Source organism: Paenibacillus sp. J23TS9, from assembly GCF_018403225.1.
Taxonomy (GTDB): Bacteria; Bacillota; Bacilli; order Paenibacillales; family Paenibacillaceae; genus Paenibacillus_AQ.
The window spans coordinates 2,062,451-2,088,956 of record NZ_BOSG01000001.1 but is presented as its reverse complement, the minus strand read 5'-3'; the positions used below and the strand labels follow the sequence as shown (position 1 = coordinate 2,088,956).

General features: G+C 43.9%; 27 protein-coding genes. 21 read left to right on the top strand and 6 right to left on the bottom strand.

Annotated elements, in window-relative coordinates:
• The first annotated feature begins 60 nt into the window (after positions 1-60).
• From KJS65_RS09840 to KJS65_RS09800, 9 genes are all read left to right on the top strand, one after another.
• The gene (locus tag KJS65_RS09840; protein ID WP_213649665.1) at positions 61-603 is read left to right on the top strand and encodes a cysteine hydrolase family protein; all 543 of its coding nucleotides are present in this window, start codon (positions 61-63) and stop codon (positions 601-603) included.
• A gap of 75 nt (positions 604-678) precedes the next feature.
• The gene (locus KJS65_RS09835; RefSeq protein ID WP_213649664.1) at positions 679-1,194 is read left to right on the top strand and encodes a DinB family protein; all 516 of its coding nucleotides are present in this window, start codon (positions 679-681) and stop codon (positions 1,192-1,194) included.
• Between the two features lie 192 nt (positions 1,195-1,386).
• On the top strand, positions 1,387-1,953 hold the full coding sequence (locus KJS65_RS09830; RefSeq protein ID WP_213649663.1) for a bifunctional transcriptional activator/DNA repair enzyme AdaA: 567 nt from the start codon (positions 1,387-1,389) through the stop codon (positions 1,951-1,953).
• A 34-nt stretch (positions 1,954-1,987) separates the two neighbouring features.
• Positions 1,988-2,536: a methylated-DNA--[protein]-cysteine S-methyltransferase gene (locus KJS65_RS09825; protein ID WP_213649662.1), complete on the top strand. Its 549-nt coding sequence runs from the start codon at positions 1,988-1,990 to the stop codon at positions 2,534-2,536.
• Positions 2,529-3,242, top strand: a complete 714-nt coding sequence (locus tag KJS65_RS09820; protein WP_213649661.1) for a 2OG-Fe(II) oxygenase — start codon at positions 2,529-2,531, stop codon at positions 3,240-3,242. Before KJS65_RS09825 ends, KJS65_RS09820 begins: the two co-directional genes overlap by 8 nt.
• A gap of 32 nt (positions 3,243-3,274) precedes the next feature.
• A complete protein-coding gene (locus tag KJS65_RS09815) occupies positions 3,275-4,093 on the top strand; it encodes an SPL family radical SAM protein (protein WP_213649660.1) in 819 nt (272 codons plus the stop codon).
• Positions 4,094-4,133: 40 nt separating this feature from the next.
• Complete coding sequence (locus tag KJS65_RS09810) at positions 4,134-4,748, top strand: DNA-3-methyladenine glycosylase family protein (RefSeq protein WP_213649659.1); 615 nt, start codon at positions 4,134-4,136, stop codon at positions 4,746-4,748.
• 41 nt (positions 4,749-4,789) lie between these two features.
• Complete coding sequence (locus KJS65_RS09805; protein WP_213649658.1) at positions 4,790-5,473, top strand: DNA alkylation repair protein; 684 nt, start codon at positions 4,790-4,792, stop codon at positions 5,471-5,473.
• A gap of 128 nt (positions 5,474-5,601) precedes the next feature.
• A complete protein-coding gene (locus KJS65_RS09800) occupies positions 5,602-6,276 on the top strand; it encodes an S-layer homology domain-containing protein (RefSeq protein ID WP_213649657.1) in 675 nt (224 codons plus the stop codon).
• Between the two features lie 579 nt (positions 6,277-6,855).
• On the opposite strand, the gene KJS65_RS09795 is transcribed toward KJS65_RS09800, so the two are convergent.
• Positions 6,856-8,619 carry a methyl-accepting chemotaxis protein gene (locus KJS65_RS09795; RefSeq protein ID WP_213649656.1) on the bottom strand — a complete coding sequence of 588 codons (1,764 nt, stop codon included), beginning with the start codon at positions 8,617-8,619 and terminating at the stop codon, positions 6,856-6,858.
• Positions 8,620-8,818: 199 nt separating this feature from the next.
• Between KJS65_RS09795 and KJS65_RS09790 the strand changes: the two genes are divergently transcribed.
• Positions 8,819-10,627 (top strand): LTA synthase family protein, encoded by a 1,809-nt coding sequence (locus KJS65_RS09790; protein WP_213649655.1) that lies wholly within the window; start codon positions 8,819-8,821, stop codon positions 10,625-10,627.
• A 120-nt stretch (positions 10,628-10,747) separates the two neighbouring features.
• Here the strand turns inward: KJS65_RS09790 and KJS65_RS09785 are convergent, their stop codons facing one another.
• Entirely contained in the window at positions 10,748-11,239 is a 492-nt protein-coding gene (locus tag KJS65_RS09785; protein ID WP_244864458.1) for a DedA family protein, read from the bottom strand.
• 329 nt (positions 11,240-11,568) lie between these two features.
• On the opposite strand from KJS65_RS09785, the gene KJS65_RS09780 reads away from it, so the two are divergent.
• From KJS65_RS09780 to KJS65_RS09770, 3 genes are all read left to right on the top strand, one after another.
• On the top strand, positions 11,569-12,732 hold the full coding sequence (locus tag KJS65_RS09780) for an MGDG synthase family glycosyltransferase (RefSeq protein WP_213649654.1): 1,164 nt from the start codon (positions 11,569-11,571) through the stop codon (positions 12,730-12,732).
• A 104-nt stretch (positions 12,733-12,836) separates the two neighbouring features.
• A complete protein-coding gene (locus KJS65_RS09775; RefSeq protein ID WP_213649653.1) occupies positions 12,837-13,385 on the top strand; it encodes a TVP38/TMEM64 family protein in 549 nt (182 codons plus the stop codon).
• 339 nt (positions 13,386-13,724) lie between these two features.
• The gene (locus KJS65_RS09770; RefSeq protein ID WP_213649652.1) at positions 13,725-14,696 is read left to right on the top strand and encodes a ring-cleaving dioxygenase; all 972 of its coding nucleotides are present in this window, start codon (positions 13,725-13,727) and stop codon (positions 14,694-14,696) included.
• A gap of 129 nt (positions 14,697-14,825) precedes the next feature.
• On the opposite strand, the gene KJS65_RS09765 is transcribed toward KJS65_RS09770, so the two are convergent.
• Positions 14,826-15,227 (bottom strand): DUF2500 domain-containing protein, encoded by a 402-nt coding sequence (locus KJS65_RS09765; RefSeq protein ID WP_213649651.1) that lies wholly within the window; start codon positions 15,225-15,227, stop codon positions 14,826-14,828.
• Between the two features lie 198 nt (positions 15,228-15,425).
• Here KJS65_RS09765 and KJS65_RS29820 point away from each other — a divergent pair, with 198 nt between their 5' ends.
• A complete protein-coding gene (locus KJS65_RS29820; protein WP_244864457.1) occupies positions 15,426-16,748 on the top strand; it encodes an alpha/beta fold hydrolase in 1,323 nt (440 codons plus the stop codon).
• Here the strand turns inward: KJS65_RS29820 and KJS65_RS09750 are convergent.
• The gene (locus tag KJS65_RS09750) at positions 16,709-17,416 is read right to left on the bottom strand and encodes a MerR family transcriptional regulator (RefSeq protein ID WP_213649650.1); all 708 of its coding nucleotides are present in this window, start codon (positions 17,414-17,416) and stop codon (positions 16,709-16,711) included. The genes KJS65_RS29820 and KJS65_RS09750 overlap by 40 nt on opposite strands.
• A gap of 208 nt (positions 17,417-17,624) precedes the next feature.
• On the opposite strand from KJS65_RS09750, the gene KJS65_RS09745 reads away from it, so the two are divergent.
• Together KJS65_RS09745 and KJS65_RS09740 are read left to right on the top strand one after the other, a co-directional pair.
• The gene (locus tag KJS65_RS09745) at positions 17,625-18,026 is read left to right on the top strand and encodes a GNAT family N-acetyltransferase (protein ID WP_213649649.1); all 402 of its coding nucleotides are present in this window, start codon (positions 17,625-17,627) and stop codon (positions 18,024-18,026) included.
• Between the two features lie 171 nt (positions 18,027-18,197).
• Positions 18,198-19,445 carry a stalk domain-containing protein gene (locus KJS65_RS09740; RefSeq protein ID WP_213649648.1) on the top strand — a complete coding sequence of 416 codons (1,248 nt, stop codon included), beginning with the start codon at positions 18,198-18,200 and terminating at the stop codon, positions 19,443-19,445.
• A gap of 44 nt (positions 19,446-19,489) precedes the next feature.
• Here the strand turns inward: KJS65_RS09740 and cls are convergent, their stop codons facing one another.
• Positions 19,490-20,938, bottom strand: a complete 1,449-nt coding sequence (gene cls, locus KJS65_RS09735) for a cardiolipin synthase (protein ID WP_213649647.1) — start codon at positions 20,936-20,938, stop codon at positions 19,490-19,492.
• Between the two features lie 44 nt (positions 20,939-20,982).
• A complete protein-coding gene (locus KJS65_RS09730) occupies positions 20,983-21,897 on the bottom strand; it encodes a LysR family transcriptional regulator (protein ID WP_213649646.1) in 915 nt (304 codons plus the stop codon).
• Positions 21,898-22,100: 203 nt separating this feature from the next.
• Between KJS65_RS09730 and KJS65_RS09725 the strand changes: the two genes are divergently transcribed.
• The 5 genes from KJS65_RS09725 (at position 22,101) to KJS65_RS09705 (ending at position 26,502) form a co-directional block, all read left to right on the top strand.
• Positions 22,101-22,856, top strand: coding sequence for an SDR family NAD(P)-dependent oxidoreductase (locus KJS65_RS09725; protein ID WP_213649645.1), 756 nt, complete (start codon positions 22,101-22,103; stop codon positions 22,854-22,856).
• Positions 22,857-22,918: 62 nt separating this feature from the next.
• The gene (locus KJS65_RS09720) at positions 22,919-23,662 is read left to right on the top strand and encodes an SDR family NAD(P)-dependent oxidoreductase (protein WP_213649644.1); all 744 of its coding nucleotides are present in this window, start codon (positions 22,919-22,921) and stop codon (positions 23,660-23,662) included.
• Between the two features lie 764 nt (positions 23,663-24,426).
• On the top strand, positions 24,427-24,894 hold the full coding sequence (locus KJS65_RS09715; protein ID WP_213649643.1) for a M57 family metalloprotease: 468 nt from the start codon (positions 24,427-24,429) through the stop codon (positions 24,892-24,894).
• A gap of 15 nt (positions 24,895-24,909) precedes the next feature.
• A complete protein-coding gene (locus KJS65_RS09710; RefSeq protein ID WP_213649642.1) occupies positions 24,910-25,590 on the top strand; it encodes a hypothetical protein in 681 nt (226 codons plus the stop codon).
• A 126-nt stretch (positions 25,591-25,716) separates the two neighbouring features.
• Positions 25,717-26,502, top strand: a complete 786-nt coding sequence (locus tag KJS65_RS09705) for an arylamine N-acetyltransferase family protein (RefSeq protein ID WP_213649641.1) — start codon at positions 25,717-25,719, stop codon at positions 26,500-26,502.
• Positions 26,503-26,506 lie beyond the last annotated feature (4 nt).

Genomic DNA, 26,506 nt, shown 5'->3' with positions numbered 1-26,506 from the left:
CGACATCAAATCAATCGGAAACAGCAAGTAATCTTACCTTTTATAGGAGATGAGTAGACCATGAATAATAATACTGCGTTTCTCGTTATTGACGTACAGGCGGGCATGTTTCCGGAAGCAGATCCGGTATATCAAGGCGAGCTTCTATTAGAGAAGATCCAATCTTTAATACATCAAGCACGAGCCTGCAATGTCCCGGTGCTTTATGTACAGCACAATGAAGGGCCTGGCGAACAACTGGAATCGGGTACGGCTGCTTGGGAGATTCATCCTGCGATAGCACCGGAAAGCGGTGAGACCATTATTCAGAAGTACAAGCCGGATTCCTTTCATGAAACGGATTTGCAGGAAGTATTGGGGCAAAGAGGGATCAAGAGCCTTATCATTGCAGGCATTCAAACGGATATGTGTGTAGAAGCCACCACCAAGCGTGCAAGCGAGTTAGGGTACGAGGTAACCGTTGTCCAGGATGCTCATAGCACCTGGAGTCAGGGCGGATTAAGCGCTGAGGACATCATTGAACAATATAATGAACAATTTCATTCATATGCCACACTTGCGGCTGCATCTGATATTATGTTCCGTCCAGTGTTGAATGATTAAGACACGAACAATTTACATACACACGGATAACCCAAAATGATATACTATGGAAAACTTATTGAGGGGAGTGATTCCATGTCATTCAGGCCTGCAAGCGATGAGTATAATACTTATTTTGAAAGATATATCAGTATGGTTCCAGAGGGAGACATTGCGGATATTCTGGATCAATCCCTTCATTATACAAGCGAACTCTTTTCAGAGATAACGGATGAACAGGGGAATTACCGCTATGCACCTGGGAAATGGAGCCTTAAGGAAGTGCTGGGTCATATTTCAGACAATGAACGGATTATGAGCTATCGTCTGCTTCGGATTGCCAGAGGGGACCAAACTCCATTGTCCGGTTATGATCAGGATGATCTGATGAATGGAGCGGCATTTGATGCTTGTCGTCTTTCGGATCTGCTGGAAGAGTACAAGCTTGTTCGCCGATCGACACTTGCCTTGCTTCGGGGACTGCCTACAGAAGCTTGGTCAAGAATGGGTATTGTTGACGGCCATGAGTCTTCCGCAAGAGCTTGGGCATATATCATCGCTGGACATGAGCTTCATCATTTGAGAGTGATTCGGGATAACTATCAGGTTTAACTCGGATTTGCCAAATAAAAGCCTGAGTGGGAATGATAGATCAGAAAAAACGGGATGCTCTTTTCGAGTGAATCCCGTTTTTATTTACGAGAAAATCGATGCTTCTGAATATCACAATCTTGCTTTCCTATTCCCAAAAACCTTCTTCCAAGCGGAAATCAGGGTATACTGTCCATGAAGAGGTGATCAGAAATGAAGGAGACTTATGGGGCTGAACATTTGACAGATGAGAAGTGGCAGGCGATAGCAGAAAATGATGAATCTTATGATTTCAAATTTTTTTACGCAGTCAAATCTACCGGGATATTTTGCAGACCATCCTGCAAATCTAAATTGCCAAATCGCGGGAATGTACGAATATTTCAAAACGCAGAGCAGGCGATAAGAGAGGAATTCCGACCGTGTAAACGTTGCAAACCAACCGGCGAACGGCTGCCGGATAGAGAGTGGGTTGCGATCATGACGGAATATATGGATAAAAACTTCGCTGAAGTACTAACACTTGAAGTTCTGGCTGATGTCTGTCACGGCAGTCCATATCATTTACACAGAACCTTCAAAAAGATCATGAGTATGACACCAACTGAATATTTACAGAACATTCGGATCGGTAAGGCCCAAGAGTATTTGTCGACTTCCAGCCTGTCTGTTGCAGAGATTGCCACGAGGGTTGGTTTTCCTCATACATCTTACTTTATCGCGCTATTTAAGAAGAAAACCGGCCTTACACCAGCAGAATACAGGAAGCAAGAAATTTGAGGAACAAAATTTAGAGTTTTTGGAGGTGTTATGGGTGAAAACCAATCAAAGCCGCACGATATATTGGTCATTGCTTCAGTATACTGACTGGAGTATGCATATTGCTGCTTCAGCAGAAGGCCTTTGTTATGTTGGCTCGGCCAATAAGCCTTATGAGGAAATGTCAGAGTGGATCCGAAAGCACTATCAGTCAAGTGCCCTTGAACGTAATGACGTAATCATGGAACCATATGCCGATGAGCTGAAAGCGTATATGGAAGGAGGACTTGTTCGTTTTTCCATTCCATTCGACTTGGTAGGCACTCCGTTCCAGCGATCAGTATGGGATGCGCTGTGTTTAATTCCATATGGTGAAACACGCTCATATTCAGAGATAGCCAATCACATTGGAAAACCGTCTTCTGTTCGAGCAGTGGGTACTGCGATCGGAGCAAATCCGGTATTGATCTCTGTCCCATGTCACCGGGTCATCGGGAAAAACGGGGCGCTCACCGGGTACAGGGGAGGGATGGAGATGAAGACACGTCTCCTCGCATTGGAAAAAAAGGCAGAAGGCGCCCATGAGGTAGTGCAACATGGATAAAGAATTATCTAAACGGATGGCTGCGCTGGATTGGACGCTGCTTCAGCGGAATTTGGATGAACAGGGATTCGCTACCTTTCCACCAATATTGGATCCGGATCAATGTTCCAATATCATGGCCTCGTATGGGGAAGAGTCTTTGTACCGAAAGACCATAGATATGAAGAGATACCGATTTGGTGCCGGTGAATACAAATATTTTCAGTCACCGCTTCCTGACATTCTTCAGCAGCTTCGTGAAGGTTTTTATCCCGAGCTGGCGTTGACAGCTAACCGCTGGCTCGGGCAGCTTGGCAAGGAAAGCCGTTACCCAGCCTCTCTGCAAGAGTTTCTACAGGAATGTCATGAAGCGGGACAAGAGCGATCAACTCCATTGATTCTTAAATATGAAGCCGGAGGGTATAACTGTCTCCATCAGGATTTGTATGGCGAAATTTTCTTCCCCTTTCAGGTATTGCTGACCTTAACCCAAGAGGAGATAGATTATGAGGGCGGAGAATTTTTGCTTGTGGAACAGCGTCCAAGAGCGCAAAGCAGGGGACATGTGATCCGACTTGAACGCGGTGCAGGTGTCATTTTTCCTACCCAGTTTCGCCCGGTACAGGGAACCAGAGGATATTACCGGGCAACATTACGTCATGGGGTGGGTACGGTTACCGCAGGCAAGAGGTACAGCTTGGGAATCATTTTTCATGATGCCACATAAACGTCATCCTGTTTTCAACGTGAGGAGGTTCTATGGTATACACGCTTGAGTACAAAAACCCCAAATCTATGCTGAATAAAGGCACGGGTTTCCTGTCCGGTTACAGTCATTCCTTGAATCCATATACAGGCTGCTCATTTGGCTGCTCTTATTGTTATGTACGGCAGATGCCGGTTTCTGTCTTTCGTCAGCAGTCCTGGGGAACGTGGGTAGATGTTAAACAGAATGCTGCTGATGTGTTTCGCAAAGAGCTCTATCGGGCAAAGAGCAAAGGACCAGTTACGATCTTTATGTCCTCAAGCACAGATCCATATCAGCCGGCTGAGGCAAATGAAGGCATTACACGTTCCTTGCTCGAAGTCATGACAAGCAACCCTCCAGATTTTTTGCTGGTACAGACGAGAAGTCCACTCGTCAAACGAGACATTGATCTGCTCCTTCAGCTGGGTGACCGGGTGCGGGTTAGTATGACGGTGGAGACGGATCTCGAAAATATACGCAAACATTTTACGCCGGGTACGCCTTCCATTGAAGCCAGGCTCAGAACGCTGAAGCTGTTGAGGGAGGCTGGTGTTCCTGTACAAGCGACCATCGCGCCTGTACTCCCAAGCAGTGAGGCATTTCCGTCCAAGCTGCTTCCAATCGTTGACCGTGTTTGCATTGATGATTATTTCATGGGCGATGGAAGTGGGGGGAAACGGACGCGAAGCTTGGGAATGATGCCGAAATATCAAGCGATCGGGTTAGAGGAGTGGTATCACCCGCAGGCCTATCAGAGAGTCTATGAGCGGATGATAAAGGTGTTTCCGGCTGAGCATGTTTGGATCAGTCAAAAGGGTTTTGAACCTTGATCACAAACCTTTACAGAGGGTATGGAAAGAGGGCTTCGATATGACAATTGAGAGTTCCTACTTTAAATATGGCGAAGCGGAAATGGATTACCTGAAACAAGCTGATGCGGTGCTTGGCGCTGCCATAACTCGAATGGGGAAGGTTGAACGGACCATCATGCCGGATCTGTTCACTGCATTAATCTATGCGGTTGTCGGACAGCTCATATCCGTAAAGTCCGCGCAATCGGCTTGGGACAAGATGCATGGACTTCTTGGCGGGATAACACCGCATGTAATATCAGTCCATACTCCGGAAAGTATTCAAACATGTGGACTCACGATGAAAAAGGCTGTATGCATTCATCAAATTGCATGCCGTATCGTAAATCATGAGGTGAATTTGGATGGAATGATCCATTTGACTGATGAAGAGGTTATCTCTGAATTGACAGCATTTGAAGGAATCGGCCGATGGACAGCCGAAATGCTGCTGATTCATGCACTGGAACGGCCGGATATCGTTAGTTGGGGTGATATTGCGATCCGGAGGGGGATGATGAAGCTGTACGGTCTTAACACGATTAATAAGAAGCAATTTGACCAGTATCGTCTTCGTTATACGCCTCATGGATCAATCGCGTCTTTTTATTTATGGAAGATTTCTTATGAGTAAACTTGTGTTTTCAAGAATGTGAACAGGTTAGGAGCATACCAGTGGAATTAATCGTACGGGAGAAATTATGGGAACTGGCAGATGCTGAGTATCAAAAGTTTTCGGCTGCATTAATTCCGAATATTTCTAATGTACTCGGTGTCAGGCTGCCAATACTGCGCAAGCTCGCCAAGCAAATGGTACAAGAAGACTGGCGGACCTATCTGAAGGAAGTAGATGGCGAATATTTTGAAGAGATCATGCTTCAGGGCATGTTAATTGAATATGCGAAAATAGATGTGGAAGAAAAGCTGCAACACACGGCCTTGTTTGTTCCGAAAATCGATAATTGGTCGGTATGCGACAGCTTTTGTACGGGTCTTAAATTCGCGAAAACCAATCAGGAGACCGTATGGGATTTTCTCCAGCCTTACTTGAAGTCAGAGATGGAGTACGAGATTCGATTCGGCATTGTGATGCTTCTGAATTATTTTATTGATGAGATCTACATCGACCGGGTATTTCAAGTATTGGACACAATACGTCATGATGGATATTATGTCAAAATGGCTGTGGCCTGGGCATTATCCATATGTTATGTGAAGCTGCCGACGCCAACAATGGCGTACTTAAAGCGCTGTTCCATTGATCATTTCACTTATAACAAGTCACTGCAAAAAATCACAGAGTCACTCCGGGTCGATCCGGAAACCAAAAATCTGATTCGGAGCATGAAGCGGAAGTAGGATATCGATTCCTGGCTGCGGCCTATTTACGATATATCAATTTTAGATTGGGTTATGATTATGCAACCTTTTTTATGCTGGACCCGTCAGAAAAATATATGAAAAATCATCCAACTGGAGGCGGGTTCATGAAAAAGAGAGCAGGAATTGCAGTATTAGGAGCAATGTTGACAATGACGCTGCTGCAGCCGCAGCACATATTTGCAGCTGATACATTCAAGGATACGGATCAAACAAATTATAAGGTACAGATTGAAGCTCTGAAGGAAAAGGGATTTTTGCATGGAGTGAGCGATCAGGAATTCAAACCTCAAGCGGAGTTGACTAATGCACAGGGAATCAAGCTTATTGTGGATTCCATGCAGCTTAGCCTCGCGAGTATAGATTTTAACAAAGCTCCCGAAGCAGAGGGCCTGTTCAGCAAGATCAGCAATGAGGCCTGGTATGCGCAAGCATTTATCAACGGGCATTATAACGGACTGGATATCCCGGCGGATATCGATCCGCAGCAACCGATGACCAAAGAGCAATTTACGTATTATTTGGTTCAGGCTATTGAAAAAACCGGTGAATATCCACTGATTAAAATATTCATACAAATCCATGATGAGCAGGATATCACGCCACCGTACCAAGGTACCATACAACGATCCCTGATTTACAAGCTTACGTCTTTGGATGATCAGCAGAATTTTAACCCTAAACAGGTGATGAAAAGGGATCAAGCAGCTGGAATGGTATATGAAGCTGTCAAATTTGTTGAGAATCACCAGGATCCGGATGTCAAAACTTTAAATAATTAACAATAAATATCTATGATCAATAAAATGAAGAAATGGTGTTGCAGGAGATTGTTTCTGTAACGTCATTTCTTTATTTTGTTTATTTTTGAAATCTCAATAATTAACTCGTATCCACACCGGAGAGCAGTTCAGATTCTGTATCCTTGACCAGCTATATCCCATTATCCGAGGTGCTGCGGCACAGAGAGAGTGGCGTTATCATGAACCAAGCTTGTGAATATATCAAGACCCATTAGACAAATGGAATTGAGAGGCAAATGCATGTTATATGAATCTGTGTAATTTGGATGAATAACCGAGTATATTTAACCAAACATCTTGTTGAACGCTCTCATAGAATAACTTGAAATCGTTGATAGGAGGTGCATGGCGATGTCTGAGGTAGGTGGAGCTTTTCATAATCCTGGCGGGATTTTGGTGCTTTTTATTTTGCTGGTTATCATTCTTGCTGCCGGATGCTTTGGTCGAGGAGTATACTAGTCTAGTAATGCTACATGCAGGTTGAAATCCGGATTGCAGTACAAAAAGGCTGATTCTTCGATTTCGAAGATCAGCCTTTTTTGTAAGTTTCCCAAAGAGTTATATTCTGATTTGTTTAATGGATGCTCGTAATCGGTGAGTCATCTCACTCAGTTCCCCCGCGGAATCCGTGAAATACCGAACAATATCAAGCTGTTTGCCGGTTAGATGGCCAATATGGGATATTTGCTCGGAAGTGCTGCTTGCTATTCCAGCCATCTCAATGACAGTAGCAGAGACTTCCTCAGATCTCGCAGTCATTTGCTCAGTGGAAACCGAGATATCGTGAATTTGTTCGTTCACAACGCTAAACAAGTGAACTACATCAGAAAATGAAGCATTTGCTTCTTCTGATAAACCTGTACCTGTGATGACTTCAAGTGAACCCCTCTCCATCGCCTCACTAATCAACACCGTTTCATTCTGGATATTTCGCAGGAGGGATGCAATTTCTTGCGTTGAATATGCAGCTTCTTCCGCCAGTTTTCTGACTTCGCTTGCAACTACAGCAAAACCTGTGCCGTGTTCACCGGCATGTGCGGCTTCAATCGAAGCATTAAGCGCAAGGAGCTTTGTTTGGTTGGCGACACCCGAGATTGCGGTAAGGGCTCCTTCGATCTGCAAGGAATACTTCTGCAGTATAGCTACTCTTCTGACCGTTTCTTTGGTCGCAGATGATATGGACATGATCTGACGGTTCATAAGTCCAATTTTGTCTCTGCCGAGATCTGCATTCTCAAGTGCTCTGACGGATGCATTCGATACGCTTACGGAAGCTTCAGAAATACGCTGAAGCGTATCTGAAATCTCTTCCATTGAACGTGCTCCTTCTTCGGAATTGATGCGTTGTGTTCTCGCACCGCCGGCCACATGATGTGCTGTCTCACTTACACGGGTATTCATATCAAGCAGCTCTTTTGCTTCATAGGCAAAACGATCGGACGAAGCGACAAGCTGTTCGGACATACCGGCAATGTCCGAGACAATTCCGCCGACGATGGCATTCAAACTACTGGACATGGTTACCATGGCACGGTACATTGATCCAACCTCATCCTTGGATTTGACGGGATGCGATAAAAGAAGGCTGTTTGCAGCAGCGAACTCACCAGTTGCAACATTTTCAGCGCCTGCAGCAATCCACTTCAGCGGACGGATCGCGCGGATTAGCAGCCAAAAAATAAGTGTAATCGCAGCTAAAGTGAAGATGATCATCAGGATGTAAAAAGGAATGCTCTTCTGTATCATGCTTGCTGAGATGCTGTCCGTTACATCGGCCTGTGTATCAATGCCCAACACGCCAATGATGGAGCCATCGGTTCGTTTTATTGGAGCATAGGAGGATATGTATTTACCATACTGTGGATTATCAATAAGCTTAGAGCTTGCTGATTGCCCATTCATCAGATCCTGAATAGCTTCAGCAGGAATATCTGTTACTTCATTGATGGGTGAAGCCATGTCAGAATCCTTGGGCTGTCCATCGATCATAATCAGAGGTTGCTGTTTGTCGTCAATCCTTACAATGTATACATAAAGGGCTCCAATACCTGTACGGAACTGGTTCAATTCTTCCCGGATCGCCCAATAATGATCATTTTCTTTCGGTTGACTTAAAAATTGTTCCAGCGTGGCTGTATTCAGAAGTTTGGTATAACTTTCGGCAATCCGGATGCCATAGCTTGTAATCGCATCATTCGCCGCAGTTTTTGTATTTCTGATTTGCAGCTGGATGTAGCCTGCTGACAATAAAAGTATGATTACCATAACCACGATAGCAATCCGTAATGCCAGTTTTGTTTGAATTCGCATTAACCACTTCATTTGTAGAATCGAGCTCCTTTTGCCAATATATAGCTATCAATATGTAAGAACATATTTTTCGACAATATTCACATAATTCCTTCTTTTCATGATTTAAAGGTTCAAAACTTGCTGGTTAAGTGAAAGAATTATTGTATTTTTAATTTGTTTTTAAGATAATTGTCGTATACTATTCGCCTAGAAGAGATGGGGGAGGATAATGGTGCGTCAGTTTTTTTTGCCTTCAAAGCGGATGGGAGCCGTGCTGCTCTTGCTGCTGCTGGGCGGATTTACTCTTAATTTCATCATGCAAGCCGCTTCGTTGAGGAACATGGGGAGTGCGCTTAACTGGATTTCGCAATATTACTGGCTTTATATATCAGGCAGTCTTTTTTTCTTTTTCGTTTTGCTTGTTTTTAGTGTAATTCTTCCCAATGTTTATTCGGGTGCATTGATTGCATTCGTGGTCTGTTTTATTATTGCTGTTGCCAATTATAAGAAATTGGGAACGACCGGAGAGCCCCTTTTTCCATGGGACTTGAATCAGATCAAAAATGCCCAGGAGATGAGCAAAATTACGAAAGGAATGATCCCGCCGTATGCGGTAATCGCGGCTATTGTTCTGATAGCTCTATTCGTGTATCTGATTTTTAAGCTGCCCAAAGTCAAAATTCAACTGCCGCTAAGATTCGTGATCGTGGTGATTTCCGTTGCCGCCATTACAGGGTTTCTCCAAATGATTGGAAGTCAAACGGCATTGGCCACATCGATGAAATATCAGAATATTCCTTGGAATCAGAAGGTGAATTATGCGCAAAATGGCTTTGTCTATGCGTTTGCGGGCAACCTGAAGCAGAAGCTGATGGAGAAGCCGGAAGGCTACAGCCAAGAGGCCATTGCTGCAATAGCTAAAAAGTACAGCGCGCTGCCGGATCGTACGTCCGTGAATGGATCTGCTGAACAACCTAATATTATGTATATGATGGACGAGGCCTTCTTTGATCCGACACGCCTGCCGACGTATACCTTTAGTGAAGATCCGTTGAAATTTATTCATCAGGAGCAGAATTCAACGCCAAGCGGATTTCTTCTTTCTCCTGAATTTGGCGGGAATACAGCGAACATAGAGTTTGAAGCTTTAACCGGTTTATCGATGTATTTTCTGCAGGATGGTTCCATCCCTTATCAGCAAAGAATTGTTAAGATGTCATCTTTGCCTTCCATTGTCAGCATTCTTAAAGAGAGAGGATATAAAACGGAAGCTCTTCATCCCTTTGACGATACGTTCTATAATCGCAACCGGGTATATCCGATCCTTGGCTTCGATCAGTTTACGAGCGAAAAAGATCTCTCTAATGCACAGCGAATTACTCCTAATGGCTATATATCAGATAAGTTCGCCGTACAGGAGGCTGTCCGTGAGCTTAAGAGTTCGGATAAGCCTACATTCCTTCATTTAGTGACCATGCAGAACCATTTTCCGTTCACTAAAGGTTTGAATGGTCCAAACAGCATAACTGTCGATGGAGTGCAGCCGGAATATAAGGATGAACTCGAAACCTATGTGCATGATACGAAGCTGACGGATGAAGCACTTGCCTATTTGAAAGAACAATTAAAGACGATCAAACGTCCGACCATCGTTGTTTTCTGGGGAGATCATCTCCCAGCTTTGTCAGCAGGGATTTATACACAGGCCGGCTGGGACACCAATCCACGACTGAAGCATGAAACCAAGCTTATGTATATGGCGAACTTTGATATTGGCAAGCAATCCGTAGGAACGCATAGCCCAGCTTTTATTGGACCTACGGTATTCCAGTTGAGTGGTCAAAAGATGCCTCCTTATTACAGACTTCTGGAGAAAGTGAAATCTGAGATTCCAGGGCTAAGTAAAAGTGTGCGTGTTGGCTCTTCCGGAGTGATATCTCAAATAACTCCAGAGCAAAAAGCTCTGCTGGATGATTATAGATTAGTGGAGTATGACATGCTTGAGGGAGAGAATTACTCCAAAGACCTGCTTTTCTAAAAAAGATTAAGTCTGAACAGACCCGCCATCATGGCGGGTTTTTTGATGTGGAAAAAGAAAAACGACTACTCCTTTTTTTGAAAGAGGGAGCAGTCGCTAAAATATAAGCTGTAATTTTAACTATTGATCGAGCTTTTGGTTATTACCTGTGGATCTTTTCTTAAATGCTTTCCATACATAAACCATGACCAACACGAGTATGATGGCGATAATTGCATAAGTAACAGGATGAATGAAATTCTCAACCTTTTTCCAATTTGCACCCAATTGGTATCCAGCAAAGGTCAGACCTAAGTTCCAAGCGAGGCATCCGATCGCCGTGTAGATGATGAACTTGTAGAAATTCATACCGGAAATACCTGCGGGCAATGATATGAATGTACGAACAAAAGGCATAACTCTGGATATCAATGCTGTCCGCTCTCCGTATTTCCGAAACCAGTTTTCCGATTGTTCCAAATGCTTATGGTTAATCAGCAAATATTTACCGTATTTCTCCAGGAGTATCCGCGCACCGCTGGCGCCTACCCAGAAGATGATCATGGATCCAATGATATTGCCGATAGTTCCGGCAGCGACAACTTCCCAAAATGGGAATTTACCTTGATGCACAAGAAACCCGCCTGTCAGCATAATGACCTCGCTGGGAAGGGGAATACAAGCACTTTCTATCACCATTCCGATAATATGCCCGTGATCCCAAGCTTATCAACCAGTGACAGGGCTATAGATGAGATGAACTCCATAATTTGATGCAGCATAACGGTCCCTCTTTCGCATTAATTCCATTTCTCTATTTCAATCATAACGCGAACGGAAACGTGTAACATTAGAAAACGATTAGAATTGTCTATTCTAATAGAATTCTCATCAATACATTCTATACTGGGTTCATGCTCAAGAGCGTTATTTTCACAGTTAAGATTTTAGGAGGGATCATTGTGTACATCCGTCATCCACGGATTCTGATTTTGACAGCCGGTTATGGAGAAGGGCACTTGCAGGTATCCCGGGCTTTGGAACACAGTTTTCGAGCGAGTCATGTTAAGGATGTTGAAATTATTGATTTGATAAAGGAAGCTCATCCGATCATAAATTCAGTATCCTCAAAACTATATCAAATGAGTACTTTCTCATCCCAATTCGGGTTTGACTATTACGGATGGAGTTATTATGCAACTCGTGATAACAATCCGCTGGGGTCGGTGAATCGGTATTTGAACGCACTGGGAAAACGGAAAATACAGGAGATGATTGAGGACTCCAGGCCAGACGCGATCATCAACACTTTCCCTTTTGGAGCGGTCACCGAGATGGGAAGAAATTTTTCGATACCTACTTCCACGGTCATCACGGATTACACTCTTCATTCACGTTGGATTCATCCGGATACTGATAAATATTACGTTGCCACCGAGGATCTTAAAGATCAGTTAATCAAAGATCAGGGCGCAGCACCTGAGAGCGTCTCTGTTACTGGAATTCCTGTTCGATCCACTTTTTATGAAGGTTCAACCGCATCATTTCCCATTCAGAAGGATAGCAGAGCGATAAAAAACCGTGTTCTGATTATGGCGGGTTCATTCGCGATTTTTCATCACATTGTAGAGCTGGTTCAGATTTTGCTGGAGAAGGGGAACTGTGAGATCGCGCTCGTGTGCGGACGTCATGAAAAAATGATCCTTAAACTGAATTCGTTATTCAAGGGTCACCCTGATGTTCAAATCTTTGGATATGTCGAGCACATGCCTGAGCTGATGGCGGGATCGAGCTGTATTGTGACAAAAGCAGGCGGGATTACGTTGACCGAAGCTGTAGTGACGGGGCTTCCGGTATTTATATATAAGCCATTCGGAGGGCAGGAGCGGGAAAATGCCTTATACTTTACAAACAAAGGGTTAGCAGAAATAGCACATGAAGCCAGAGAGTTAGGGGAGCAGATTTGCAAATTTCTAAAGGAACCTGCTGCTTCAGACCAGATTCGGAACAGAATGGCAACACTTTGCAAGGGAGAGGCGGCCGAGCTTATTGTAAAAGACATTTTAACAACGCTCCAGGAGCAACGCAGTCTTAACAAAACAACTGAGTTCGCCGCACACAAGTGATGATAAAGATGAGAATCGCGATAAGCATCTTGGCTTTGCTGGGTATAGCAGGGATTATTATATATTGCATCCATCTACTTCGTACCGGAGATGCGCAGCGAATAATGGAATCTATCCGTCATCTAGGTATATTGGGCATCATAGCAGCTTTATTATTTCAAACCCTCTTGAATATGCTGCCTATTCCTGGTGAATTTACCGCAGTTATAATCATGGAAATCTATGGCCCAATCATGGGTGGCGTATATTTATGGATTAGTGGTCTGCTGGGGGCAATTGCCGGTTATTATCTCACATGGTGGATCGCCAAGCCCATATTAAACAAGCGCATTGAACCGTATTTAAACAAAATGGAGGGGTGGCTACAGCAGCATGAAATCAAAGGATTGCTACTGGTGCGTTTTGTGCCGCTCATTCCCTATCATTTCGTCAATTACGCAGCTGGAATGCTGAAGGCCAAATTACGAAAATTTGTGTGGACAACAGGTCTTGGCATATTGCCGCATACGGTTGCCATGAGCATTCTCTATGCTGGCTTTAAGAAGGGGTCAATGATATGGGGATTGATTGGCTGCGCGATCTTTCTTTTGCTTGCAGGGCTTGCATGGCTTGTTAAAAAACGTGTTTCCAAGTCTGCATTGAAGACAAACTGAACGATAATGTGAACGATTAAAAGCGGGAAGTCAAAGGTTACGGTCAGCTATTACTTCTTAGATCTCATATTAAAGATAATTTTATGTTTACAGCAGATATCCGTTTGATCCAGTTCCTGTTTTTGCTTTCCTTAAAAGAAATCATGTTTTTCGATTTTATGTTTCCCGAGCATGGTATTATCATCATAGGGAATTTCGATTTGTCACTCCCGGTCTATTTCAATGATGAGGACAACCTTAATCAACTCGTTTTTCTGGCAGAGAAATATGGCCTGTTTATTCGGGATATTGAAGGGTTCTGACATAAGATGGCCTTATATTTGAAGGAGGGTTCTGATCTTGGAGATCAAAGGAATACACCATGTTTCGGCATTAACGACGGATGCGCCCAAGAATTTTGAGTTTTATACGAAGGTACTGGGCTTGCGCCTGGTCAAAAAGACAGTAAATCAAGATGAACCATCTATGTATCACCTGTTTTATGCGGATGAGAAAGGGAATCCCGGTACGGACCTGACCTTTTTTGAAATTCCCATGCTGGCCCGTAACTATGAAGGCTCGAATAGCATTTCCGCCGTTTCGCTCCGGGTTCCGAATGACGAAGCCTTAGCCTATTGGAAGCAGCGCTTTGAGGAACTGGATATTGAGCATGAACCAATTACCCAACGTGCCGGCAGAGCAACCTTGGCCTTCAGGGATTTCGAACAGCAGCGATTGGTTCTGGTATCCGATGAGGATAACTCGGGTGTTGCGGGAGGGGTACCTTGGGATCAGAGTCCAGTACCTGCAGAACATGGCATTTATGCATTGGGTCCTGTGAAGATCACCGTAAGAGAGGCCGCTTCATCAGTAGAAGTATTAGTAAATGTGATGGGATTCCGTCCCAAGGGCAACTATCCATCCCAAACTCCAGGCCAGTCGGATATTCTGGTGTTCGAGACAGGCGAAGGCGGGACCGGAGCAGAGATTCATGTGGAAGAGAGAGCAGATCTTCCCGTTGAGCGTCCGGGCCGTGGCAGTGTGCATCATGTCGCTTTCCGAGTTGAAACCGAAGAGGAGTTACGAGAATGGATCGACCGGATCAACGAAGCGGGGTTCCAAAACTCTGGATATGTTGACCGATTTTATTTCCGTTCGCTGTACTTTAGAGAGCCGAATGGAATTTTATATGAGCTGGCCACAGATGGCCCCGGCTTTGACGCGGATGAAGATCTCAGAACGCTGGGTGAGTCGCTGGCTTTACCTCCATTTCTGGAATCCCACCGGGATCAGATTGAAAAGCTGTTAAAACCACTCCATACGAAGAACTAAACTGGATAATAGGTATACAAAAATACAAAAGCTGCTCTCAGAGCAGCTTTTTGCTTATATGATTAAGGTGCTGGACAAGGCAGCAGGCATCTCATGATTTGCTGCCATATCGTATTGGAGACTCAATAATTATACCCCCCGCTCAAAAGCAACGATCCAGTCGCCCTGGATCGCGGCATATCCCGTATCTCCCTCGGCAACAAGACCGTACAATTTTTTTACATCCAGATATTCTTTTCTTTCACCGTTGTCAAATTCCAGCGTGATATAGTAATACGTTCTGGATGAACCGCCAGAATGCATGATTCCGTTATCGTCATGATGGTGACTCGAGTGATGATGTAATTCCGTCCGCTTGGAGACTATCCGGGCATACGTGGATGAACGCGGTGACCTGGCATTTTTGACATACCGGGCACCGTTCAAAACGAAGACTATAATGATAAATATAAAACCAATGACGATCAAAATAGGGACAAGCGTAAACATGAAATTAAAGCCTCCATTAAAAGATGGCCCTGGATCTATCATATGCATTCCTCCTGTCAAATCTGTTGCTTTTCCAAATCATACGCCGGAACTATGGGAGTTGGTTCAAAATATGAAAGACATATTCATATTAAAAACGTTCTGTTTCATCAAAAGTTGATAAAACATTACAAAAAAATTTAACCATATCGTACCATTTTTGTGATATATAATAAACATATATTGCTAAGGGGGATGGCCATGCCGAGTCTTATATTCAATGGAGTACATATCTATTATGAGGAAAAAGGAAGCGGTGAACCGCTTATCTTTCTTCATGGTCTAGGGATGAATATGCTTGCCCATCGGCATGAAATTGAGGGATTGGCTGCAGCGTTCCATGTGATTGCCATGGACTTGCGTGGACATGGAAGATCGGATAAACCATTGAGTTATACTCTTCAGGACCACATTGATGATGTAATCGCATTCATGGATTACCTGCAGATTAAAAAAGCAAATCTGCTTGGTTGTTCGATGGGAAGCTATATTGCGCAAGGGGTTGCGATTGCTGTACCTGAGCGGATTGAGAAATTGATACTGGTCGCAGCCAAGTCCAACGGGAAGACCTCATCCACGGCAAGGCTTTTGGCAGAGCATGCAGATGAAACAGCGGGTCTTGATTTACAGGGGAAAATTCAGTTTCTTTCCAAGTACATGTTCCATCAACTGGATAGGGTTGGAGTGTGGATGAATGATTTTCATCAAGCCGCTCCATCATTGACGGAAGAGCAGCAGGCAGCAGCCAATATTGCACTGGAAGGCTTTGACTTCCGATCTGAATTAAATCGGATCACAGCCAGGACACTGGTTATCGGGGGGAGTTATGATGGTTTGAATCCACCGGAAGAAGGTAAAATCATTGCCTCGCTCATTCCAAGTGCTGTATTTGTAGCGTTTAACCAATCAGGCCATGCGCCGAATATTGAGGAGCCGGAGCGGTTCATCGAAACCGTCAATACCTTCTTGAATACCTCTTCACCCATGGATGTGGTGAAATTAATTGATATTTATCGTGAGCGGTTAACTCATTGTTCACCCGAGCAGCTCAGCTATCGTTCCGGCAATAAAGCTTGGTCACTTGGCCAAATGTACGATCACGTCATTGAAGTATCCAAGGAATACCTTGTGAATGCGGAAGCTTGTATGAACAGCGGAACCATGCAGCCGCAGGGGAAGACGGAAGCTGGCGAAATCTTGTTCAGTTTAGGAGGATTTCCTCCTGTTAAAATCAAGCTGCCTGATGAATTTGATTCACCCGCGATGTTGAGAAAGGAAGATTTGATTGATGGCCTGAACCGGATCAAGGAATTAGTGATAGAGTGGCAGGGGAAAGTTGAAGCAGCTGATCCTTGTTCCAAAGTGAAACATGACGGTTTCGGGTGGTTGAACGCGAAGGAATGGCTGGAACTCGTTGAAATGCATTTCCGCCACCACTTACGTCAGCAAGCTGATCTGGAACGGCAAGCGGGAATAACTCCGGCTCACATCAGTTCAAGTTCATTGCATAGCTCAATCAATTGATGAACGCCAAGAAGTTGCTGGCGGATACGCTCATGGATGGTGCTGATCGCATCTTCCGTGAGCTTTTTGGCTTGCTCAATATTTTGATGATCCAAAGCCTGTACAATTCCCTTCATGCTTTTCAGAAAATAGATGGTACTGCGTAGCGTACGGATGAGTAAAATCTTGCGTAGATCGGAAGTACTGAATAATCGATAGCCATTTTCCGGGTCCCGTTCGGAATGTAACAAGTCTTCTTTTTCCCAATGACGGATAGCGGAGGCCGTTACACCTGCGAAGGCAGCTGCTTCGCCAATGGTCATGCGTCTTTTGAGCTTTTGGTGGGGAAGAGAAGGAACCTCCAGATTTTGCAGCAGCTCCAGCGTTTGGTCCGCAGCCTTTTTTTCCTGATGAAGCTCAGCTTGAAGCCGATTCACCAACCAGAACGCGGTGTCTATATCAGCTAGCTGAATGCTTCGCAGAACGTCACAGGTCACCTCGACGCCAAAACCTGGGAACATCGCGCGCAGACAGCGAAAATATGCCAAATGAACATGCGTATACAGACGATAGCCGTTTGGAGCACGATCGGGAACGGGAATGACACCCCAAGATTCATAGTGGCGGAGTGCGCTGGTACTGATGTTCAGTTCTCTTGCAATTTCACTTGGCTTGTAACACCGCTCCATATTTACCCGCTCCCTGAAAATGATTCGAAGATCACTATATCAAATGCCGGGCAGCCAGGCAAATCTTATCGAAAAAGCTTAAAGCTGGATGAGAAGGTAGTTAGTCGACAATAAAGAAATATTCAATTACACTCGACCGAAACCTTACCACTTGCATGAATGTTGTAAAGTAAAGATATAACGGGTTCGAACATGGGAGGAAAAGAGAATGAAGATGGTATACGAGGTTCCCGGTCTCAAGGAATATGTTGATTTAAGACTCGCTGCTGGTATGGAATCGGCTGATGAAGCAGCATTGAAAAACGGGCTAATGCATTCCTTATGTACAGTATCGGCACGGGGAGATCAGGATGAGCTCTTGGGGATGGGACGAATTATAGGAGACGGAGGTGTTTATTATCAAATTGTTGATTTGATTGTAACCCCAGCTCAGGACGAACAAGACTTGCAAGAAGCTATTCTGTATCAACTGCTGGGTTATCTGGATACACATGCCTCAAAGGATGCTCAACTTATGGTCGTATCGGATGTGGCAGGTATCAAATTATATCAAAAGCATGGATTTAAACTTGTTTATCCCGATTTCTACGGGTTGACTAGGAGCATATAGTTCATATTTAGCAGATTATCCTTTTTTAACATTCTCCGATAAACAATTCATGATGGCGAAAAACGCGCAGTTACCTATAAAAGGTAGAAATGGTATCCGTAATAGTGATATAGTGAATCTAGTATTCTATGAAATACGAATCTATCACTAGATAACAGGAGAACAATAATTATGAAGGTACTAGGCAAGTTACTTTTAAGTTCTGTAATTCTCGCCGGATCTTTGTCAGTAATACCGTTGCCTGCAACGCAAGCAGCCGCCGGAAAGGTAAGCATCTTGCTGGATGGATATGCCCTGCCTTTTCCTGTGCAGCCAACAGTGATGAAGGGGACAACAATGGTGCCGTTCCGTGCCATATCTGAAGCTCTGGGCATTCAGGTTACCTGGAATCAGAAAGAGCAAAAAATCATTGCAACCAAGCAAAGTGATGGAGCTGCCAAGCAGGTGGTTCTTACGATCGGAAGCAAAAACGCTTTAGTAGACGGGCAGGCAGCACCGCTTTCCATCGCACCGCAAACCATACAAAACAGTACAATGATTCCACTGAGCTTCTTCAGCCAACAGTTCGGGGCAGCAGTCGCATGGGATCAGACAACACAGACGGTATCCATTACTTCTCCGAAGAAGGATATGTACACCATGGGCTTCTATGCTCTATCTTCATTCGATGAACGAGCATATATTCCGTCCTTTGATTCATTATCTTTTGGCTGGAGCCGGATCGATACGAATGGTCAGTTCACAGTTCAAGGTAAAGAGTATAAATGGCCGCAGGCAGCAGGTGACGTTACACCGGAATCGATTATCCAGGATGCTGCGCAGCAGGGAACGTCTCCTTATTTGATGGTTTATTCCGTAGATTCCAGTCTCGAATTGACCAAGAATTTGGAAGACACGGCGCTGCAGGAAAGTACGACTTCACAAATCGTCGCCACAGCATCCGAGAAGGGCTTCAAAGGCATTGCGCTTGATCTGGAGGGACTGGGACTCACCGGAGACAAGAATAAAGTGAAAACCGAGTATAATGCATTCATTAAAAATCTATCCACCAAAGCTCGTCAGGCAGGTTTGAAGCTGACTTTGGTCCTGCACCCGCTCAACAGTTCATATTCTGGCTATGATTACAAAACCTTATCAAGTCTTGCGGATGATTTGGTCATTATGGCGTATGCGTTTGAGCAAGAGAAGGGGCCTGAACCGCTGAATAAAGTGGATGAGGCGATCCGCCTTGCACTCAAGGAAACGAATAAAGATAAGCTGATCCTGGGTATTTCCCTCGGCAGCGAGAACGCTGCATCCGTTAACTCCAAAATCGGTCTGGCAAAGCGATATGATCTTAAAGGTGTCGCCTTCTGGCGTTTGGGCTTGATCGGTCAGCCCGCTTGGGCTGAGATTAACCAGTCTATCGAGATGAAATAGGATTACAACATAAAGGCTGTCCCATGCGGGACAGCCTTTATGTTTTAAAGAATGGGGGACAGCAATCTTGAAACGGACTCCTTGATGCGAATCCATCTGGGCCGCTGCAAATATTCTTCCATGGTAAGCTGCCTGGAAACCCGCAGATCTTCATCAAATACTTCAGTTAATTTTTTCGAGATGCGGTCATCATATAAGAATGCATTGACTTCAAAATTAAGTCTAAAGCTTCGGTAATCAATGTTTGCCGTACCTACGGATGAAATCTCCTCATCAATGACGATCGTTTTCGCATGAATAAATCCATTGTTGTACAAATAAACTGTCGCTCCGGTCCTTAATAATTCGCCAATATATGAATACGTAGCCCAATAAACGAAGATATGATCCGGTTTATCGGGAATCATGATTTTCACTTCAACGCCGGACAGGGCAGCGATCCGTAGAGCATCAAGTAAGCTCGCATCCGGAATGAAATAAGGGGTCTGGATATAAATCGATTTTTTCGCGGAAGATATCATTTTGATATAACCATTCTTGATATGCTCAAACTCACTATCCGGTCCGCTGGTAACAATCTGCATGCCAATCTTTCCTGCCAAATCCACACGCGGGAATAAATTCGGCGAGTATGTAATTGAATGATGATGCGTTGCCTGATTCCAGTCCAGGATGAATCGAATCTGCATGGCGTACACGGCAGATCCGGTAATCCGAAGATGGGTGTCCCGCCAGTAGCCAAATTTTGAGTTGAGGCCCAGGTATTCATCGCCGACATTAAACCCGCCGACAAATCCAATCTCACCGTCAATGATGACTAACTTGCGATGATTGCGGTAATTCAGCCGTAAATTGATAAGCCTGAGTTTTGAAGGAAAAAAAGCTTCTGCCAGACCTCCGGCTGCTCGGAAATCATGAAAAAACCGTCTTGTTAGTTTTTTAGAACCAAGCTGATCGTATAATACCCTTACTTTGACGCCTTCTCTAGCTTTTTGGGTGAGGATGTTCATTAATTTTTTGCCGAGGTTGTCATTCTGAATAATGTAATACTGGATGTGAATATAATCTTTGGCTGCGTCAATATCCTTGAAGAGCTTGTCGAATTTCTCCTGCCCGTCCGTAATGATGTCAACCGCATTTTCCTCCGTGAAAATCGAGTGGTTATTATTAAGATGCATATAGATGAGATCGCGATTCTTGCTGGCCGATTGATTGCGAAACTGATATTTGCCTGTTTGAATTTGGTCCAGCTGCTCCAATATAATCTCTTCAACGCCTATTTTCTTCAAGTCTCCCCAATGAAAAAGACGTACATGCCTGAAGTTCTGAGCGAACAGAAGATACAGCATAAAGCCGGCAATCGGAATAAAAGAAAGCACGAGGAGCCAGGCCCAGGTAGCTCCGGCATCGCGACGTTCTTTAAATACGACGACCAGGGCAAATATAAAATTCAAAAAAATAATTAATCCTAGTATGATCGAAGAAAAATTCATTGCTACGAAATCCTCCTACAGCTTCATGCATTTCTAACTCAAGCTTACAACATTTGTTGCAATTCGGATATATCATGCTTTAAACGATCCAGAAAATGACGGGAGATTGGGGAAGGAGTATGATCCTTCTGTTGAATGACTCCCAGATACACAGGGCTTTGCTGGGGAAGATCGAAATCAAGAATCACCGTGTCATCTTCGGTAAAGAGGGGCTCGGTAATAAATGAATAATTCAGACCCACGGTGACTGCCAGATGATTCATGCAAGCTCTGCTGATTAATGCCCGGTTATTGGTTGTATAAGCGATATCTACATCTCCGAATTTCTTCTGGAAGTCGTCCATAAACCATTTCACGTAATCATCATTATACAGGACAACCGATTGCTGTTTAAGTTCCTCCGGCGTAATGACTTTTTGAAATGCCAAAGGGGAGTGAATGCTCGTTGCCGCAACCATTTTTACCTTAAGCAATCTTTCAAAGTCGAGACCCATATGCTCAACCAGCCGGTTCTTGAAAAGAATAATAAACCCCAAATCACTCTTGTCGTTCAAAATATTATCAATGATATCCTGTGAACCCTGTTCGACGATCTCGATTTTGACTTGCGGATATTGTTTCTTGAAATCGAGTACGGCTTGTTCGAGCAAAAATATGGGTCCAGGGATCGTGGCTAATCTCAGACGGCCTTGCACTGTACTGGAATAACCTTGTGCGGCTTCCTTTAGCTCTCCGTACTTTTGGAGCAGCTCAATGGCCTTCTTAATAATCACAGCTCCTTCGGCAGTGGGAACGGCGCCTGTTCTTGAGCGTTTAAGAATCGTTATACCCCATTCTTCTTCCAGACTAGAGATGGATTGGCTGACAGCAGAGATGGTCACATGCAGATTTAGTGCAGCTTTAGAGATTGAACCTGTCTTCGCAACTTCCACAAGATACTCGAGTTTTTCAATTTGCATATCTTAGCCCGGTCCTTTGCTTTAAGAAATACTTAAATTAAATTAAAAATGTTTAAATTTTGTTTAATCAATAACGATGATAACATAGAAGTAAAGCCTGAGGTACCCTTGATTTGCAGCTGCAGTAACATTTTCAGGCGTAATGATATCCATTGCAGGAAAAGCTATAGAACAACAAACCTAAGCAGAAAGGGAGTCATCATATGAGATTGGAAGGTAAGGTTGCGTTAATCACTGGAGCAGGTGCAGGTATCGGAAAAACGACAGCTTTGCGTTTTGCTCAAGAAGGTGCCAAGGTCATCGTTACAGATATTAATCTGGACAGCGTTAACAATACCCTTTCAGAGATTCAGCAAGCCGGAGGTTCGGGCACGGCATTCAAACATGATGTCAGTAATGAAGACAACTGGAAGAGCATCGTTGAAGAGTCTGTACAACAATTTGGTGCTATAGATATTTTGTTCAACAATGCAGGCATTTATTTTATTAAGCCGATTGCCGACATTGGGCTTGATGAATGGAATCGTATGCTTTCCATTAATGTGACCGGTGTCTTCCTGGGCATGAAGCATGTGCTGCCGGTTATGGCCAAACATAACGGAGGTTCGGTGATTAACGCTTCCTCAATTGCCGGATTGACAGGAGCTTCTGGCCACGTAGCTTACGGTGCTACCAAAGGTGCGGTAAGAATTATGACCAAGGATGCAGCAATTGAGTATGCTTCAGCCAATGTACGTGTAAACTCGATTCATCCGGCTTACATCAACACGGCGATGGGAGATTATGCGACACAGGTGAATAAGATGTCAGCAGCAGAGCTTGGCAAACGCATGGCACCAATGGGACGCTTCGGTACGGTGGAGGAAGTCTCCAATCTGGTCGTATTCCTGGCTTCAGATGAATCTTCATATTCAACAGGTTCCGAATTTATTATTGATGGCGGTGCCACAGCGATTTAATGATAAGTGAAAGCTGTTTTTTCAGAACAATTAAAAGCATATCTTGAAGGGAGAGAACATCAATGAAATTTGAAAATAAAGTAGCAATTGTCACCGGCGGAGCCAGCGGAATCGGGGAATCCTCCGTTAGACTTTTTGCAGCTGAAGGCGCAAAAGTGGTCATTGCCGACTTTTCGGATCGTGGACAAGCGGTATCCGATGAACTGAATAAAGAAGGTTTTGAAACACTCTTTGTAAAAACAGACGTGACGAAGGAACAGGATGTTATCAGCATGGTTGAGCAAACCGTAGCGAAATACGGCAAGCTGGATATTTTGTTTGCCAACGCGGGTATCGCTCAGGACGGACCGGCCGATCAGTTGGCATTCGACAGCTGGCAGCGGACGATTGACATTAATCTAACGGGTGTGTTCCTTTGCGATAAATATGCGATCAAGCAAATGCTTGCACAGGGTAATGGCGGCGCGATCGTTAACTGCGGTTCCATTCACAGCCATGTCGGCAAAGCAGGCGTGACCGCATATGCATCTGCCAAAGGCGGCGTCAAGCTGCTCACCCAAACATTAGGGACGGATTACGCGGCAAAGGGTATCCGTATTAATGCGGTCTGCCCTGGATATATCGACACGCCGCTGATTAAAGGCAGAACCGAAGCCATTACGCAGCACTTGGTTGGACTTCATCCGATGGGACGTCTGGGTAAACCTGAAGAAGTAGCCAAGGCCGTCTTGTTCCTGGCGAGCGATGACGCTTCATTCGTTACAGGTACCAGCCTGCTGGTGGATGGCGGATATACCGCGGTATAAATTTACTTGAGAATCTCATTTTTTCACGATACAGAGACAGCCGCCGGCTTAACCAGCGCGGCTGTTTTTTGCTATTTAAGAGCTCAAACCATCCGGAAACCGGGAGTTTGGGCTCTTGCTATTTAACCTGTGCTCTCGTTTTAAATTGTTGATGATGAGAGATTTGAAGCGCGGGGGCGGGGCTTGTTTATCTTTTTTAACTGCACGTCATCTAATTGTATAATGTCCTGGAATGTAACATCGCCAGATTTAAGCGGAATAATTGCTGGATTCTGATTCATCATTATGAGGGCCTCTTTTGTTTTGGACTTTATCTATTTTTCTTCTAACACCAAGGAGTCTTTCATTGACCCCTTGTTGACTGATTTCTGTACCACTTTCCCTTAATCTTCCTGCGATTTTCTCTTATATGTATCCCTCAAGTTCAAGTGTGAAAAATTCCATTTGTTTTGTAGTGAAGCTTGAAGTGGCTTTAAATAAATCAAAATCGTCAACAAACGCTTGGGGTTCTCTTAAAGACCATTCCAGTGTGATAAGGTCAAAGCTTCCAATGCAACCAAGTTTCCTAATGCTAGAAGGGTTCAAGTATCAGTCAGCTGACTGATACGCGCTTTGTCGTTAAAGCAACAAATGTATGTTTCAAAGGTGTTTGTCTTCTAAATGACTAAATCCAAAATATTCAAAAAAATATAAAACCTTTCATATCCTATAGTCGTTTATATTAATAAGAAATACAGAATCATAGTGTAAAGGAGCGTTTTTACTTGAAGCCTTATCACTGGAACAAGGCTTCAGGGAGTACACTTACTGTAGCGGTGAAGTATAATACATCAATCACAACTTACCAATCAACATTTGATACAGCCGTCTCGGATTGGAATTCTCGGCAAAGCAAGATTAAATATAACCTATCATCTGTTAATGTCGGTTCTTTGAATTGGGTAGGGACTGAAAGCATCGCGGATCAATCACTTTATGGTGATACGGATGTTTACAACTCAAATGGTATTATTACTTCCTTTCAAGCCAAAATTAATATTGGAAATTCAGAAGTTGTAAATAAGTCCAATACGAGAAGGAGTGCAGCTGTACACGAATTAGGACATTCATTTGGACTTGATCATACTTATCCTCCTGTTCTTAGTGTTATGAATTCCTCAAGAGACAGGGAAACAATCTATACACCTCAAACAGATGACATAAATGGTATTAATGCAAGCTACCCATTTTAAGAAAAGAGGGATAAAATGACTTTTAAGGTAAGACCCACAAAAACAATAATCTCCATGGTTGCCATTCTGCTAATCGCTTCGTCCATAATTTTCGGAAGAAATTTTGCTGAAAGTAAGGAGTCTAAAACAATTCAAGTGATCAATCATCCAGATTACGCTGTTAGCGGTGATGTAAATGGCCTTGTAAAATTAGCGGATTATGTTGTTACAGGTCATTATGAAAAATTCCTAGAAAACTGGGATATGGGGGAAAATTATTATAGTGATGTTTATCAATTCGTTATTGATAAAGTGAATTATGGAGACCTGAGCGGAAATATTAATGTTGCGATACCTCATTATCAACAAAGAAGTACCGTCGTGGATAACCAGCAGTATGAAGCTAACATTGATTTACCGAATTATACTCAACCTGAAATGGGACAGCAATATGTACTATTTTTGAAAAAGTATGAACCAAAAAATATTTTCACACCGGCTTCTGTTCCTTTTCAAGTTGAAATTGATAAGTCCAGTGGTGTAAGCAAATTAATATTCAACAATAATATAACCAAGCAAGAGGTGAAAACTAAGAATAATGATACAATTGTTTTTTCGACTGAATCCATTGATATAGGTTCGATTGATAAAGTTTCTGGATTGAACAATGAAGAATTAGAACAACAAATTACAAAAGCAATATTATTGAAAAACTAACTTTACAAAGAAAATATCCGCCCTTTAGGGCGGATATTTTCGTCGTTCCGGGAGGAGATGGACGTATTCATATGGAAAGAAAACGTGTGTGCTGTAATTATAAAAAAAGTGGAGGTTCATTACGATATGAACAATCAGATATCCGAAGTCCCGACACGGACGGCCGCTTACCTTCAACGGATCGGGTACGATGGAAAGGTTGAACCGACAGCGTCCGTACTCGCAAGCCTTCAGGAGCATCATATTCACCATGTACCCTATGAAAATCTGGACATTTTAAATGGTGTACCGCTGTCGCTGGCGATTGAAGACTTGTATGATAAAATCGTTGTGCGACAGCGCGGTGGCTACTGCTTCGAGTTGAATGCACTATTCGGCTGGCTGCTCCAAGAGCTCGGTTTTGAGGTTACCCACTATTTCGCAAGATTTTGGCGCGATGAGCCGAACCCGCCGCCGATGCGTAGGCATCATATTTTACGGGTAGAAGCGGATGGAAATTCTTATCTCTGTGATGTTGGAGTAGGAGGGATTGTTCCTGTTCAACCTCTTCAGCTGACAGCGGGAATAGATCAGCAGCTTGGCGAAGAGTGCTATCGCCTGGAAACTGACCCGATTTTTGGGTGGATGCTTAATGAGCCCAAACATGGTGCTTGGAGCCGGATCTATTCTTTTACCGAGGAACCTCAGCTGCTCCAGGATTATGAGATGGCTTCTTATTGGTGCGAGTATGCGCCGGAATCGATATTTAAGAAGTCAGCCATGATGTTCATCCGCACTCCTGAAGGAAGGAATACCTTGGCGGGAGACGAATTCAGAATTTTCACTTCCACCGGAGTAGATACCTTTGTTCCGAAGAACCCTGAGGAATATCAGCAGGCGCTGCATACATATTTTGGGATTCCCGTTGCCTAATGAT

Coding starts and splice junctions, on each gene's coding strand:
- KJS65_RS09840 (WP_213649665.1), top strand. CDS start 61: ATGAATAATAATACTGCGTTTCTCGTTATTGACGTACAGGCGGGCATG.
- KJS65_RS09835 (WP_213649664.1), top strand. CDS start 679: ATGTCATTCAGGCCTGCAAGCGATGAGTATAATACTTATTTTGAAAGA.
- KJS65_RS09830 (WP_213649663.1), top strand. CDS start 1,387: ATGAAGGAGACTTATGGGGCTGAACATTTGACAGATGAGAAGTGGCAG.
- KJS65_RS09820 (WP_213649661.1), top strand. CDS start 2,529: ATGGATAAAGAATTATCTAAACGGATGGCTGCGCTGGATTGGACGCTG.
- KJS65_RS09815 (WP_213649660.1), top strand. CDS start 3,275: ATGGTATACACGCTTGAGTACAAAAACCCCAAATCTATGCTGAATAAA.
- KJS65_RS09810 (WP_213649659.1), top strand. CDS start 4,134: ATGACAATTGAGAGTTCCTACTTTAAATATGGCGAAGCGGAAATGGAT.
- KJS65_RS09800 (WP_213649657.1), top strand. CDS start 5,602: ATGAAAAAGAGAGCAGGAATTGCAGTATTAGGAGCAATGTTGACAATG.
- KJS65_RS09795 (WP_213649656.1), bottom strand. CDS start 8,619: ATGAAGTGGTTAATGCGAATTCAAACAAAACTGGCATTACGGATTGCT.
- KJS65_RS09790 (WP_213649655.1), top strand. CDS start 8,819: ATGGTGCGTCAGTTTTTTTTGCCTTCAAAGCGGATGGGAGCCGTGCTG.
- KJS65_RS09775 (WP_213649653.1), top strand. CDS start 12,837: ATGGAATCTATCCGTCATCTAGGTATATTGGGCATCATAGCAGCTTTA.
- KJS65_RS09765 (WP_213649651.1), bottom strand. CDS start 15,227: ATGATAGATCCAGGGCCATCTTTTAATGGAGGCTTTAATTTCATGTTT.
- KJS65_RS29820 (WP_244864457.1), top strand. CDS start 15,426: ATGCCGAGTCTTATATTCAATGGAGTACATATCTATTATGAGGAAAAA.
- KJS65_RS09750 (WP_213649650.1), bottom strand. CDS start 17,416: ATGGAGCGGTGTTACAAGCCAAGTGAAATTGCAAGAGAACTGAACATC.
- KJS65_RS09745 (WP_213649649.1), top strand. CDS start 17,625: ATGAAGATGGTATACGAGGTTCCCGGTCTCAAGGAATATGTTGATTTA.
- KJS65_RS09740 (WP_213649648.1), top strand. CDS start 18,198: ATGAAGGTACTAGGCAAGTTACTTTTAAGTTCTGTAATTCTCGCCGGA.
- cls (WP_213649647.1), bottom strand. CDS start 20,938: ATGAATTTTTCTTCGATCATACTAGGATTAATTATTTTTTTGAATTTT.
- KJS65_RS09730 (WP_213649646.1), bottom strand. CDS start 21,897: ATGCAAATTGAAAAACTCGAGTATCTTGTGGAAGTTGCGAAGACAGGT.
- KJS65_RS09725 (WP_213649645.1), top strand. CDS start 22,101: ATGAGATTGGAAGGTAAGGTTGCGTTAATCACTGGAGCAGGTGCAGGT.
- KJS65_RS09720 (WP_213649644.1), top strand. CDS start 22,919: ATGAAATTTGAAAATAAAGTAGCAATTGTCACCGGCGGAGCCAGCGGA.
- KJS65_RS09710 (WP_213649642.1), top strand. CDS start 24,910: ATGACTTTTAAGGTAAGACCCACAAAAACAATAATCTCCATGGTTGCC.
- KJS65_RS09705 (WP_213649641.1), top strand. CDS start 25,717: ATGAACAATCAGATATCCGAAGTCCCGACACGGACGGCCGCTTACCTT.